This window comes from Kribbella endophytica (assembly GCF_054781295.1).
Map to the genome: position 1 here is coordinate 50834 of NZ_BAAGUR010000001.1, position 13097 is coordinate 63930.

General features: G+C 68.9%; 11 protein-coding genes. 1 reads left to right on the forward strand and 10 read right to left on the reverse strand.

Annotated elements, in window-relative coordinates; genetic code table 11:
* Positions 1-7 precede the first annotated feature (7 nt).
* The 8 genes from ACYVIO_RS00240 to ACYVIO_RS00275 all read right to left on the reverse strand — a co-directional run bounded on the left by ACYVIO_RS00240 (position 8) and on the right by ACYVIO_RS00275 (position 10617).
* Positions 8-1300, reverse strand: a complete 1293-nt coding sequence (locus ACYVIO_RS00240) for an exo-beta-N-acetylmuramidase NamZ family protein (RefSeq protein WP_460648592.1) — start codon at positions 1298-1300, stop codon at positions 8-10.
* 25 nt (positions 1301-1325) lie between these two features.
* Positions 1326-3869, reverse strand: a complete 2544-nt coding sequence (locus tag ACYVIO_RS00245) for a glycoside hydrolase family 3 N-terminal domain-containing protein (RefSeq protein WP_460648593.1) — start codon at positions 3867-3869, stop codon at positions 1326-1328.
* Between the two features lie 5 nt (positions 3870-3874).
* A complete protein-coding gene (locus tag ACYVIO_RS00250; RefSeq protein ID WP_460648594.1) occupies positions 3875-5677 on the reverse strand; it encodes a glycoside hydrolase family 3 protein in 1803 nt (600 codons plus the stop codon).
* A gap of 61 nt (positions 5678-5738) precedes the next feature.
* Positions 5739-6827, reverse strand: coding sequence for a Gfo/Idh/MocA family protein (locus tag ACYVIO_RS00255; protein WP_460648595.1), 1089 nt, complete (start codon positions 6825-6827; stop codon positions 5739-5741).
* Positions 6820-7596: a ThuA domain-containing protein gene (locus ACYVIO_RS00260; protein ID WP_460648596.1), complete on the reverse strand. Its 777-nt coding sequence runs from the start codon at positions 7594-7596 to the stop codon at positions 6820-6822. Before ACYVIO_RS00260 ends, ACYVIO_RS00255 begins: the two co-directional genes overlap by 8 nt.
* Positions 7597-7615: 19 nt before the next feature.
* The gene (locus tag ACYVIO_RS00265) at positions 7616-8431 is read right to left on the reverse strand and encodes a carbohydrate ABC transporter permease (protein WP_460648597.1); all 816 of its coding nucleotides are present in this window, start codon (positions 8429-8431) and stop codon (positions 7616-7618) included.
* Between the two features lie 9 nt (positions 8432-8440).
* Positions 8441-9385 (reverse strand): carbohydrate ABC transporter permease, encoded by a 945-nt coding sequence (locus tag ACYVIO_RS00270; protein WP_460648598.1) that lies wholly within the window; start codon positions 9383-9385, stop codon positions 8441-8443.
* A 5-nt stretch (positions 9386-9390) separates the two neighbouring features.
* Positions 9391-10617 carry an ABC transporter substrate-binding protein gene (locus ACYVIO_RS00275; protein WP_460648599.1) on the reverse strand — a complete coding sequence of 409 codons (1227 nt, stop codon included), beginning with the start codon at positions 10615-10617 and terminating at the stop codon, positions 9391-9393.
* Positions 10618-10776: 159 nt separating this feature from the next.
* On the opposite strand from ACYVIO_RS00275, the gene ACYVIO_RS00280 reads away from it, so the two are divergent.
* Complete coding sequence (locus ACYVIO_RS00280) at positions 10777-11790, forward strand: LacI family DNA-binding transcriptional regulator (protein ID WP_460648600.1); 1014 nt, start codon at positions 10777-10779, stop codon at positions 11788-11790.
* A 1-nt stretch (position 11791) separates the two neighbouring features.
* Here ACYVIO_RS00280 and ACYVIO_RS00285 read toward each other — a convergent pair whose 3' ends face one another.
* Together ACYVIO_RS00285 and ACYVIO_RS00290 are read right to left on the reverse strand one after the other, a co-directional pair.
* Positions 11792-12601, reverse strand: a complete 810-nt coding sequence (locus ACYVIO_RS00285; RefSeq protein WP_460648601.1) for an endonuclease/exonuclease/phosphatase family protein — start codon at positions 12599-12601, stop codon at positions 11792-11794.
* A gap of 60 nt (positions 12602-12661) precedes the next feature.
* The gene (locus ACYVIO_RS00290; protein ID WP_460648602.1) at positions 12662-13072 is read right to left on the reverse strand and encodes a glutaredoxin domain-containing protein; all 411 of its coding nucleotides are present in this window, start codon (positions 13070-13072) and stop codon (positions 12662-12664) included.
* Between the last annotated feature and the right edge of the window lie 25 nt (positions 13073-13097).

The window sequence follows — 13097 nt, forward strand, 5'->3', positions numbered from 1 at the left end:
CTCGCCCTCACCGGTGGTCTCCCTTGTACAGCAGGTACTTCGCGCGCCGCGCGGTCCACGCGTCGGTCTCGGACTTCCAGGCCGCGACGATCTGCTCGGCGCTCGCGCCACCGTCCAGCATCGTCCGGAACCGGTCCGACCCGGTCAGCAGGTCGATCCACCGGCCGGGCGGGTTGTCACCGGTCCGCCAGGCGAAGCCCGGGTACAGCTTCTTCGCCTCGACGATCATGTGCGTGGCCGCGACGATCGCCTCGACCTTGTGCGGGTCGGTGATCTGCACCTGGACGCCGCCGCACAGCACGTTCGCGTTCTTGGAGATGAACGGCGTGAAGTACGCCTCGCGGAAGTCGATGCCCGGGATGTTCTTGGCCTGCAGTGCCTGCGCCCACTTGTAGTCGATGTACGGCGCACCGATCAGCTCGAACGGCCGCGTCGTACCGCGACCCTCGGACATGTTGGTCGCCTCGAACAGGCAGGTGCCCGGGTAGAGCAGCGCGGTGTCCGGCGTCGGCATGTTCGGGCTCGGCATCACCCAGGTCAGCCCGGTGTCGCTGTACAGCTGGTCGCGCTTCCAGCCCTCGACCTTGATCACCTGCAGCTCCTTGAGCCGGGCGCCGTTCGCGTCCAGCGGCAGGTACTCGGCGTTGAACAGCCGGGCCAGCTCGCCCACCGTCATGCCGTGCTGCTGGATGATCTCCTCCTTGCCCACACCGGAGGTGAAACCGGGCTTCATCATCGGCCCACGGGCGTACCCACCGACCGGGTTCGGCCGGTCCAGTACGACGAACTTCGCACCGGTCTGGACCGCGGCGAGCATCGCCTCGTACATCGTCCAGATGTAGGTGTAGAACCGCGCGCCGACGTCCTGGATGTCGAAGACGACGGTCTCCACACCGGACTTCTGGTACAGCGTGACGAGCTTGGCCGCGTTCGCGCCGTACGCGTCGTAGACCATGATCCCGGTGCGCGGGTCGACGTGGTCGCCCTCGGAACCGCCGGCCTGCGCGCTGCCGCGGAAGCCGTGCTCGGGGCCGAAGACCGCGACCACGTTGACCTTGCCGGAGGCGTGCATGGTGTCGACGACGTGGTTCAGGTCGTTCAGGATGCCGGTCGGGTTGCTGATCACGCCGACCTTCTGACCGGCCAGCGCCCGCCAGTTGTCCTTGGCCAGCGCCTGGGCGCCGGTCAGCACGCCCTTGCCGCCGTGCTTGGGCTGCTCGGCCGCGGAGGCGGCCTGGACGTCGATCAGCGGTGCGGCGGCCAGGGCTCCGGCACCCGCCAGCAGACTGCGGCGCTTCATCGGGTTCTCCTTCAGGCAGGGGAGGTTACGGGCGGAAGTACAGGCCGGCCACCACAGGGCGATGGTCGCTGGCCTCGGATTGTTCGGGTACGGCGGCGTGGGTGACGCGGAAACCGCGGCCGACGGTGACGAAGTCGATCCGCTTCACCGGGACACCGGCCGGGTAGGTCAACGGTCCACCGGTGGTCGACTCGGCGACGGTCCAGCTGTCGTCGAGCTTGCGCCACAGCTTGGCGAGCTCGGGAGCGTTGGCCTCGGCGTTGAAGTCACCGGTCAGGATCTGCAGGTCCTTCGACCGGTCCCGCGCGAGGATCTTCACCGTGTCGTCGACCTGCGCCCGTCGTACGGCGGGATCGGCGCGGTAGTCCAGGTGCGTGACGTAGACGTGCACACGGCGACCGCGGACGTCGAGCTCGGCCTCCAGGAACCCGGGCGCCGGCGCGGGCACCGGGTTCGGGTCCTGCGTGGACAGGCGCGTGATCGAATGGTTCTCCGTGCGCACCAAAGGGAAGCGCGACAGCAGCCCCACGCCGTACTGCCTGCGTGGTTGCCCGGCCGCGGGCGGATCGAGGTCGTAGATCGGCGCGAAGCCCGCGTGCATCCCGAGCTTCTCCGCCAGCAGCGCCAGCGTGTCGAGCCACTGGCTGCGCGCGTCCCAGTGCACGTCGACCTCCTGCAGGCCGATCACGTCCGCGTCGAGCGCCTTCAGCGCCAGCGCGGTCCGGTCGAGGTCGAACACGTTGTCCTCGCCGGCGCCCGCGTGGATGTTGTACGACGCCACCGTCAGCCGCGTTTCGCGCGCGTCCCAGGTGAGCCCGTGACCGAAGGGGTGCAGGGCCTTCGCCGGGTCGTCCATGGTCGGGATGTCCACCGGCAGCTTGCCGGTCGGCGCGATCTCCCCAGTCAGGACCTTCGCCAGCGCCTCCATCGACACCGCGGCGTACGAGTACGTCGCGAGCGTCGTGGCAGCAGTCGGGAAGCGCGAGACGTCGTACGGGTCCCGCACGGCGACGACGATCACGGGACGTCCGGTCGCGAGCAGGTCGTTGACCAGCTTCTGCTGCTTGGCCAGCTTGTCGGTGACCGCCGTGTCCCACGCCTTCATCGTCAGTACGACGGTGAGGTCGGCCGCCGCGGAGGCCGCGACGGCGTCGGCGATCTTCGCATCGGTCGGCGTCGCGCCGGTGTCCTTCACGGCCGTGGTGTGGCCGCGGCCCTGCAGGGCGGTGCCGAGGACGGCCGGGGTGTAGCCCGCCACCAGGATCGTGCGCGGCGCCGGCGAGAGCGGGAGCAGGCCCGCCTCGTTGCGCAGCACGGTCGTGGTGTGGTCGGCGATCTTCTGCGCGACGGCGTAGTTGGCCGGCGTACCGACGACCTTCGCGACCTGCGCGAGCTCGACGTACGGGCGGTCGACGACACCGGTCTTGAGCTTGAGCTTCAGCACCCGCTCGACGCTCTGGTCGATCCGCTGCTCGCTGATCCGGCCACTGCGGACAGCGCTCAGGACCGAGTTGTACGCGAGGTCCAGATCGACCGGCATCAGCAGCTGATCGACGCCGGCCTCGAGCGCGCGCAGCGGGATCTCGGCGTCGCCGTACTTGTCCCGAACGCCTTGCATCCCGAGCGAATCGGTGATCACGACGCCGTCGAAACGCAGCTGCTCGCGCAGGATGCCGGTCAGGATCGGCCGGCTCAGCGTCGCCGGGTCACCGGACGGATCCAGCGCCGGTACGACGATGTGCGCGGTCATGATCGAGTCGATCCCGGCCCGGATCGCCGCGTCGAACGGCGGCCGGTCGATCGCGTTCCACTCCTGCAGGGTGTGGCTGATCACCGGAATACCGGTGTGGCTGTCGGTCGCGGTGTCGCCGTGGCCCGGGAAGTGCTTGGCGGTCGACACGATCCGGCCGTCGCGCTGGTAGCCCTGCACCTGCGCGGCGGTCAGGTCCGAGACCAGCTTGGTGTCGGACGAGAACGAGCGGACGCCGATCACCGGGTTGAGCGGGTTCACGTTCACGTCGGCGACCGGGGCGAAGTCGGTCGTGACACCGACGGCCTTCAGCTCGCGGCCGCCGATCCCGCCGGCCTGGCGGGCGAACTGCGGCGACCTGGTCGCGCCGAGCGCCATCGCGCCCGGGAACTGGGTGGCCGGCGGGCCGACCCGGAACACGACGCCGTGCTCCTGGTCGGTGCTGATCTGCAGCGGTACGTCGCCGTTGCCGATCGCGGCCGACTGCAGCCCGTTCGACAGCCGCGCGATCTGCTGCGGGTCTTTCACCGAGTCGGTCCAGGCGAAGTAGATGACACCGCCGAGGTGGTACTTGCGGACCACCTCGGCCGGCGTCGCGACGCCGTACAGGTCGGTGTTGCGCGGATCGGCGGTGGCCGCGGTCGGGCCGTAGGCGTAGCAGACGAACAGCTGGCCGACCTTCTGCTCCAGCGTCATCGCCTGCAGGGTCTCGCGGACCCACCGGCTCCCGCCGGCCTGCGCGGGAGCGGTCGCACCGAGTGTCGTACCGGCGACGGCCGCTGCCGCGAGGCCGAGGGTCTGGCGTCGGGTGAGCTCCATCCGGGTCACCAGCTCAGGCCGTGGCCGAACGGGTAGAGCGGAGTGTTGGGCTGACCCGCCACCGGGATGTCGACCGGGAGCTTGCCGGCCGGCTTGATCTCGCCGTACAGGACCTTGGCCAGCGACTCCATCGAGACCGCCGCGTAGCCGTAGGTCGCCAGGTAGGTCGGCGCTTGGTCGAAGTACGCGATGTCGTACGGGTCGCGGACGGCGACGACGATCACGGTCTTGCCGGTGGCGAGCAGGTCCTTGACCAGCTTCTGCTGCTTGGCCAGCTTGTCCGTCGTCGTGGTGTCCCACGCCTTCTGGGTCAGTACGACGGTGACGTCGTTGGCCTGGGCCTTCGTCACCGCGTCGGTGATCGCCGCGTCGGTCGGAGCCGCACCGGTCTGCGCGACGGTCGTGGTCGCACCGCGCTTGGTCAGGCTGTCGGCGAGCGCCTGGGTCGTGGTGACGCCCCAGCCGGTGACGAGCACCTTGCGGGCCTGGTTGCTCAGCGGGAGCGTCTTGGTGGTGTCCTTGACCAGCGTCACGGACTTGTCGACGATCTTCTGCGCGGTGGCCAGGCTGGCCGGCGTACCGACCTTGTTCGGGATCTGGGCCGGGTCGGAGAACGGCGACAGCAGGCTGCCGTTCTTCAGCTTGACCAGCAGGACCCGCAGCAGGCTCTCGTCGATCCGGCGCTCGCTGAGCCGGCCCGACTTCACCGCGTCCACGACCGCCTTGAACTGCACGTCCGGAGCCGGCGGCAGCAGCAGCTGGTCGGCACCGGCCTCGAGCGCGCGGACCGCGACCTCGGCGTCGCCGTACTTGGCCCGGACGGCGGCCATCTCGAGCGCGTCGGTGATGATCAGCCCCTTGAAGCCGAGTTGGTTGCGCAGCACGCCGGTCATGATCGGCTTGCTCAGCGTCGCCGGGTCGCCGGACGGGTCGAGCGACGGGACCGAGATGTGCGCGGTCATGATCGAGTCGATGCCGGCCTTGATCGCGGCCTTGAACGGCGGCGCGTCGATCGTGTTCCACTCGGCCAGCGTGTGGTTGATCGTCGGCAGCGAGGTGTGGCTGTCGTCGCGGGTGTCGCCGTGGCCCGGGAAGTGCTTCGCGGTCGCCGTGATGCCGGCGTCGCGCTGGTAGCCCTGGACCTGGGCGGCGGTCATGTCCGAGACGAGCTTCGGGTCGCTGGAGTACGAGCGGACGCCGATCACCGGGTTGAGCGCGTTCACGTTCACGTCGGCGTCCGGCGCGTAGTCCTGCCGGATGCCCATCGCCTTCAGCTCACGGCCGGTGATGCCGGCCGCGGTCCGGGCGTCCGCCGTACTGCGGGTGGCGCCGTGGGCCATGTTGCCGCCGAACTGCGTGGCCGGCGGGCCGATCCGGACCACGACGCCCTGCTCCTGGTCGGTCGCGATCGTCAGCGGCAGGTGCAGGCCCGTCTTGATGGCAGCCGACTGCAGCTGGTTCGAGTACGTCGCCAGCTGCGTCGGGTTCTGCACGTTGTCGCGGGCGTTGAAGTAGATCCAGCCGCCCGGCTTGTACTTCGCGACGACTTCGGCCGGCGTCGCGACGCCGTACAGGGCGGTGTTGCGGGGGTCGGGCTTGCTCGCGTCCGGGCCGTAGGCGAACAGCACGAACAGCTGGCCGATCTTCTCTTCCAGGCTCATCCCCTGCATGGCCTTGGTGGCCTGCTGGAGGCTGGTGATCGGCTGCTTCGGTTCGGGCGGTGGGCCTGCGACCGCGGCCGCGGGCACGAGTGCGGCCACGGTCGCGGCGGCAAGACTGGCGATGGCAGAGCGGCGCAACGACGACATGACCGACCCCTTGAGGTAATTGAGTTACACGCGTGTCCCCCGCACGCGAAAGTTACCCACGTCACCCAGGTGGGTCAAGGGGAAACGGCAAGTCATCCTCCCAGGCTTTGAGGGCAGCCAGCAGTTCCGGCTGCTGAACCGTGTCGAGCGCTTCGGTGAACGCGGCGGCGACGACGTCGGCGATCCGGACCGGTACGCCGTGGGCGGCGGACTGGACGGCGGCCTCGACCATGGCGACGCTGATCACGTTGGAGTGGACCTCCGACTGCGGAGTTGCGCCTGACCTGACCGCCTCGACGAACTCGGCCAGCGAGCCGGCGATCTCTTCCGGTTCGTCGGGCAGTTCGGCGCCGAGCCCCTCGGAAACCGGTGGGTTGTCGCCGTCCCAGGTTGCGGTGCCGGCAGCGGTGACTGCTCGCCACCGGCCGTTCCACGAGGTCTCCTGGCCGGCGGCGCACCAGCTCCCGGTGAACGCGAAGCGGGTCCCGTTGGCGAACGTGAAGATCGCGTTCGCCGCCGCGTTCCCGTCGAACCAGCTCCACTCCGGGTTGTACGACTCGCAGTACACCGAGACCGGCTCGGAACCGATCAGTTTGCGGGCCAGGTCGAACTGGTGGATCGCCATGTCGACCAGCAGCGGCTCGGCCATCCGCTCGCGGAACCCGGAGAAGTGCGGCGCCTTGAAGAACTCGCACGACAGCGACCCGACCGCGCCGAGCTCGGCGATCTGCCGGCCGTACGCCGTCACGGCCCGGAAGTAGCGACGGGACTGCGAGACCATCAGCAGCTTCCCGCTCACCTCCGACGCGGCGACCATCGGCAGGCACTCGCGGACGGTCTCGGCCAGCGGCTTCTCGCTGAGCACGGGCAGCCCGCGGAGCAGCGCGTTGATGCTGACGGTCGGGTGCGCGGCCGGGACGGTCACGTCGATCACCGCGTCGGCCTCGACCCCCAGCTCGTCCAGCTCGTCGAGCGACTTGGCCACCGGTACGTCGGCGTGCCCGTGCTCGACGGCCGCCGTACGGGCGACGTCCAGGTCGAGATCGACCAGGCCGGCCAGTACGACGTCGTCGTTGGCGGCGATCGTGCGCAACCAGGCCCGGCCCATCCCACCGGCCCCGACCTGGATCAGCCGCAGTGGTTCAGGCATCGGCAGGCTCTTCGATCGCGCCCTGGTACCCCTGCCCGTTGAAGAAGTCGCCCGTCTCGTACCGCAGCAACGTCGGTACGGCGCGCTCCGGCCGGACCGTCTGCGCCCAGGCGACGCCGTTCGCGATCACCTTGCGGACGTCCTTGTGGTGGTAGACCGGGAAGTCCTGATCACCCGGCGAGAAGTAGAAGATCTTGCCGTGCCCGCGCCGCCAGGTGCAGCCGGAGCGGAACACCTCGCCGCCGGTGAACGACGACACGAAGATCAGCTCGTCGGGCACCGGGATGTCGAAGTACTCGCCGTACATCTCCTGCTGCTCGATCTCGATCGGGTGCGGAACGCCCTGCGCGATCGGGTGCGTCGGCGCGACCGTCCAGACCAGCTCGCGATCGCGCTCACTGCGCCAGCGCAGCGTGCACGACGTACCCATCAGCTTGCCGAAGATCTTCGACCAGTGGCCGGAGTGCAGCACGACCAGACCCATCCCGGCGAGCACGTGCTGGTGAACGCGGTCGACCACCTTGTCCTCGACCTCACCGTGGGCGGCGTGGCCCCACCAGACCAGGACGTCGGTGTTCGCCAGCACCTCCTCGGTGAGGCCGTGCTCGGGCTCGTCGAGCGTCGTCGTACCGACCACTGCCTGGTCGCCCAGGTTCTCCGCGATGCCGGCGGCGATCGCTCCGTGCATGCCGTCGGGGTAGAGCTCGGCGACGTGCGGCTCGACCTGCTCGTGCCGGTTCTCGCCCCAGACGAGGACGCGAATGCTCATATGCCTTGTCCTTACAGAGTTATTTGACCGCTCCGCCGACGGCGCCGGCGGCGATGTACTTCTGCGCGGCGACCAGCAGCACGACGGCCGGGATCGCCGAGAGCACCGCGGTGGCCATCACCGCGTTCCAGTTCTGCACCTGGGTGCCGAGGTACTGGTAGATCCCGAGCGTCACCGGCCGCACGCCGTTCTTGGTGGTCAGCGTCAGCGCGAACAGGAAGTCGCTCCAGGAGAAGAGGAAACTGAACAGTCCCGCGGTGATGAGGGAGTTCTTCGAGATCGGCAGCACGATCGCGACGAACGCGCGGACCAGCCCGGCACCGTCCACCCGCGCGGCCTCCACCAGCGACGGCGGCAGCGAAAGCATGAACGAGCGCAGGATCAGGATCGCGAACGGGATGCCGCTGCTGCAGTTGGCCAGGATCAGGCCCGGGATCGAGTTCAGCAGCCCGAGCTTCTCGTAGGCCTGGTAGAGCGCGTTGGCGATCACGATGCCCGGGATCATCTGCGAGATCAGGATCGCCAGCAGCCCGATCGACACCCAGCGCGAGCGGAACTGCGAGAGCGCGTACGCGCACGGCGTCGCGATCACCAGGCTGAGCACCACCGTCCCGGTCGCGATGATCAGGCTGGTGACCAGGTGCCCGCCCTGCTCGCTGAGCGCCCGGCGGTAGCCGGAGAAGCTCGGGTCGAGCGGCAGCAGGCCGGCCGACAGCGTGTTGCCGGACGGCTGCAGCGACGCGTTCACCATCCAGTAGACGGGGAACAGCATCACGATCAGGATCAGGACGCCGAGCACGGAGAACACCGTCCGGCGTACGGCTGAGTCAGTCATCGTCGGCCCCTACTCGTCGACGGCGCGGCGGGTGCTGCGCAGGTAGAAGATGGCGAACAGGAACGACAGGACGATCAGCAGGTTGCTCAGCGCCGCGCCCTCACCGAACTTGAAGTCGACGAACGACCGTTCGTACGACTGGGTGGCCAGCGTCTGCGTCGCGTTGGCCGGGCCACCGCCGGTCAGGCCGAGAATGATGTCCAGCACCTTGATCGTGTAGACGACCCCGAGCATCAACACCACGCTCGCCACGGCCCGCAGGTTCGGCCAGGTGATGTGCACGAACGCACGCCAGCCGGTCGCGCCGTCCAACTGCCCGGCCTCGTACAGCTCGTCGGGGATCTCGGTCAGCCCGGAGTACAGCAGCGTCACGTTGAACGGGATGCCGATCCAGACGTTCACCCCGATCACCGCGATCAGCGCCACCGACGGCGAGTTCAGCCACGGCACCGGGTCGTCCAGCAGGCCGGCCCCGATCAGCGTCCGGTTGAGGATGCCGTTGTCCTGCTCGAGGATCGAGCGCCAGGTCGCGCTCGACACGATCAGCGGCAGCAGCCACGGCAGCAGCAGCATCGACCGGAGGAACCCGCTGAGCGGGAACCGGCGCCGGAAGAACAGCGCCAGTCCCAGCCCGATCGCGAACTGGAAGGCGATCGACCCGATCGTGAACAGACCGGTGTTCACCATCGCCTGCGAGAACAGCTGGTTCTTCACCATCGCGGTGTAGTTGGCCAGCCCGACGAACGGCGCCTCGCCGGTGAAGAAGGTCCGCAGGCCGTAGTCCTGCAGGCTCATCAGCAGGTTCTTCACCACCGGGTAGCCGAACAGCGCGATCATCGCGAGCGCGGCCGGCAGGACGAACAGGATCTTCGTCAGCTCCTCGCCCCGGCGGCCGCGTCCTTTCGCGCGCGGCCACCGGCGTACGGCAGTACGGGTCAGCGTTCCGTCCGCCATCGCGCTCAGCCGCCGGAGGCCTGCTTGAAGGCGTCCTGGGGAGAGGCCTTGCCGGTCAGGGCCAGCTGGACCGCCTGGTAGATCACCTTGGCGGCGTCCGGCCACTTCTCACCCAGCATGCCGGTCCGGGACCGGGCGTTCTTGACCTGCTCGGTGAACGCGGCCATCGACGGCACGTCCTTGACGTAGGTGTCGAGCAGCGCGGTCCGGGTCGGGACGGTGAACCGGGCCTTCGCCCAGGTCAGCTCGTTCTCGTCCGAGGTCAGGCACTTCACGAAGTCCGCGGCCTTCTGCTGCTTGGCCTGGTCCTTGTTCAGCGGCACCGTCCAGGCCTCGCCACCGAGCGGCGCGACCGGGGTCTGACCGGCCTTGTTCACCGGGAACTGGACGACGCCCCACTTGACGTTCGGCGTGGTCTGCAGCGACGGGATCTGCCACGGACCGTTCACCATCATCGCGGCCTTGCCGGCGGCGAACTGGTCCTTCGCGTCGCCCTGGGTCCAGTTGACGACGCTCTTCGACGCCGACCCGGACTGCACGAGATCCGTCCACAGCTGCAGGGCTTCGGCCACCTGCGGGCTGGTCAGGTCGGTCTCGTCGCCGCCGTTGGTCCACATCGCCGGCAGGAACTGCCAAGCACCCTCGTACGTCGCGTTGGCGTTGAAGGCGATCCCGTACCGGCCCGGCTTGGTCAGCTTCTTCGCCGCGGCCTTCAGCTCGTCCCACGTCTTCGGCGGCTGAACGCCCGCCTCGGTGAGCATCTGGGTGTTGTAGAACAGCGCGATCGTGTTGACCACCGGCGCGAGGCCGTAGAGCTTGCCGTCGTACGAGCCGGCATCGACGATGCCCTGCGCGAAGCCCTCCGCGGTCACGCCCATGTCGTTCAGCGGAGCGAGCGCCCCCGTGGCGGCGATCTGCTGGACGTCGGGGTTGTCGAGCATCAGGACGTCGGGCAGCGTCTTCGACGACGCCTGCTGCAGCACCTTCTGGATCAAGGTGTCACCAGGCACCGTCTCCCGCTGGATGCTGATCCCGAGCTTGGTCCCGCAGGCGTCGAGGCCCTTCTGCACCAGGGCCTTGTCCGGGTCGTTGTTGTAGTAGTCGAGCACGGTGAGGCTGCTGACGGTCGCGCCGGAGGCGGACGGGCTGTCGCCGTTGTCGCCGCAGGCTGCCAGCAGGAGGGGGAGCGCTGTCGCCCCCGCCACCAGAGCGGTGATCCGCTTGCTGATCATGACATCGGACTCCTTCGGGGAATCGACGATCAAAGCGCTTGACCACGGCCGCGGAGTTGGTGATGTGTTCTTGCCGGGCGGGCGGTAAAGCGCTTAACTGAGATTCCAAGGACTATGTTCCTTGGGTCACGTGGCTGTCAAGGGTTCAAGGGGGCGTCGATGGCGACGATGCAGGAAGTCGCGGACCGCGCGGGGGTGTCGATCGCGACGGTGTCGTTCCTGCTGAACGACACCAAACCGGTCGCCGCCGCGACCCGCGCGCGGATCGAGCAGGCGATGGCCGACCTCGGCTACCGGCGCAACGTCGTCGCGCGGGCGCTGGCCAGTCGCCGTACGCACATCATCGCGATGGCGTACCCGGCGCTGGAGCACAAGTTCGGGACGTCGACCGCGGAGTTCTTCACCAGCGCGGCCGAGGCCGCGCGCGAGGACGACTACCACCTGGTGCTCTGGCCGGTCGGCAACGACGGCGTCGAACTGCGCGAGCTGCTCGGCCAGGGCTTGGTCGACGGGGTGGTGCTGATGGAGGTCCAGCTCGACGACGCGCGGGTCGGCGTACTGCGAGAGACCGGTACGCCGTTCGCGATGATCGGCCGCACCACGGAGCTCGAGGGCCTGACCCACGTCGACATCGACTTCGACACCACGGTCGCCGATGCCGTTGCCTACCTGTACGACCTGGGGCACCGCCGGTTGGTCCTGGTCTCCGGCGACCTCGACGACCCCCGCTTCCACGCCTACGGCCCGTGGGTCCGCATCGGCGACGCCTACCGCCGCATCGCCGCCGAGCACGGCCTGGAGATCGTCGTCGTCGAATGCTCCGACACCACCCGAGCCGGCCACGAGGCCGCCGCCCAGATCCTCCGCGACCACCCCGGTACGACGGCAGTCCTGGTCATGAACGAGTTCGCCGCCCTCGGCGTCACCGCCGGCCTCCAACGCCTGGGCCAAGACGTCCCCGGCGACCTGTCGGTCCTCCCCCTCCTGATGGTCCCCGAGACGGCCGCCATGAGTAACCCAGAACTAACCATCATGCGAACCCCCGGCCCCGAACTAGGCCGCCTCGGCACCCAGTCCCTCATCCGCCACCTCGAAGGCACCGCCCCCCTCCCCCCACAACTAGTCCCCGCCAAACTCCTCCCCGGCGAATCCGTCGCCCCACCCCGCAAGTAGCTCAGAGTTCGAAGGTTGCGGTTACTGGGAGGTGGTCGGCGGCGTGGGTGATGGGGGTGCGGGCGGACTTCGCCTTGAAGGCTGGGGAGTGGAGGACGTAGTCGATGCGGGAGAGGGGGAAGATCGCCGGGTTGGTGAGGCCCAGGCCGAAGCCGACCTCGGGCCAGGTGTCTTTCCAGGTGGCTGTCAACGCCTTGATTTCGGGGGATGTGGGGACGGCGTTGAGGTCGCCGGTGAGGAGGGTGGGGGTGGTGGGGCCGGCGAGGAGCTGGATGATTTTCTGGGACTGCTCGACTCGTTCGGCGGACGTGAGCTTGGACAGGTGGGTGTTGGCGAAGCGGACGTCCTGGCCGTTGACGTCGAGGGTGGCGACGGCGAGGCCGCGTTGCTCGCTGCCGGCGTACAAGGGGAGCAACGTGTTGCTGAAGTCCTTGATCGGGTAGCGCGACAGGATCGCGGTGCCGTACTGGCGGCGTGGGTCGCCGGGGGTGAGCGGGTCGAGGTCGAGGTTCGCCGCGAAGCGGTACTCCATGCCGAGCCGGTTCGCGAGCCAGGCGGCCTGGTCGACCCAGTTGCTGCGCTCGCTCCAGTGCACGTCGACCTCCTGCAGGCCGACCACCGCGGCCCCGGACTGACTGATCACGGTGGCAATGCGCTCGAGGTTCAGTACGCCGTCAACGCCTTGCGCGTGGTGGACGTTGTACGTGAGCACCGGCACGGTGGTGACCGCGCGGGGCTGGGCGACGGCGACGGTCGGCGTCACGACGAGCAGGGCGGCAACGGCCACGAGAAGGCGGCGGAATCTACGCATGCGCAGAAGCGAACCAGCCTCGCGGGCCAAGCCTCCAACGATTCGGTTCTCGTCGAATCGTCAGCCGAGCTGCTCGCGAACCCACCGCGGATCCGGGTTCACCCGTTGCTCCTCGCCGACCACGACCGTCGGCACGGTCTCGGACCCGCCCGTGATCGCGCGGACGGCAGCAGCACCGTCGGCGTCGGACCAGATGTTCACCCAGTACGCCGTACGCCCGCGCCGGCCGAGCTTGCGACGCAGGCGCAGACAGTACGAGCACCCCGGCCGCCAGTAGATGATCGGCCGCCCGTCGACAGCAGTCAGCCGCGATGCCTCGGCAGCTGTCGTCGTACGAGGAAAGGCCAACGGCGACAGAACAACCCCGACGGCCACGAAGGCGAGCAGCTCGAAAGCCCCGAGCAGCACCCGCCCCGACAGGAACTGGCTGCCGGACGTCAGCAGCCCGACAACGAAGAACGCCCCGGCCATACCCCACGTTCGGAGTACGCCGGGG

Bases quoted from the DNA above. Each gene is read 5' to 3' on its own strand.
- ACYVIO_RS00240 (WP_460648592.1), bottom strand. From the start codon at position 1,300: ATGAAGCGCCGCAGTCTGCTGGCGGGTGCCGGAGCCCTGGCCGCCGCA.
- ACYVIO_RS00245 (WP_460648593.1), bottom strand. From the start codon at position 3,869: ATGGAGCTCACCCGACGCCAGACCCTCGGCCTCGCGGCAGCGGCCGTC.
- ACYVIO_RS00250 (WP_460648594.1), bottom strand. From the start codon at position 5,677: ATGTCGTCGTTGCGCCGCTCTGCCATCGCCAGTCTTGCCGCCGCGACC.
- ACYVIO_RS00255 (WP_460648595.1), bottom strand. From the start codon at position 6,827: ATGCCTGAACCACTGCGGCTGATCCAGGTCGGGGCCGGTGGGATGGGC.
- ACYVIO_RS00260 (WP_460648596.1), bottom strand. From the start codon at position 7,596: ATGAGCATTCGCGTCCTCGTCTGGGGCGAGAACCGGCACGAGCAGGTC.
- ACYVIO_RS00265 (WP_460648597.1), bottom strand. From the start codon at position 8,431: ATGACTGACTCAGCCGTACGCCGGACGGTGTTCTCCGTGCTCGGCGTC.
- ACYVIO_RS00270 (WP_460648598.1), bottom strand. From the start codon at position 9,385: ATGGCGGACGGAACGCTGACCCGTACTGCCGTACGCCGGTGGCCGCGC.
- ACYVIO_RS00275 (WP_460648599.1), bottom strand. From the start codon at position 10,617: ATGATCAGCAAGCGGATCACCGCTCTGGTGGCGGGGGCGACAGCGCTC.
- ACYVIO_RS00280 (WP_460648600.1), top strand. From the start codon at position 10,777: ATGGCGACGATGCAGGAAGTCGCGGACCGCGCGGGGGTGTCGATCGCG.
- ACYVIO_RS00285 (WP_460648601.1), bottom strand. From the start codon at position 12,601: ATGCGTAGATTCCGCCGCCTTCTCGTGGCCGTTGCCGCCCTGCTCGTC.
- ACYVIO_RS00290 (WP_460648602.1), bottom strand. From the start codon at position 13,072: ATGGCCGGGGCGTTCTTCGTTGTCGGGCTGCTGACGTCCGGCAGCCAG.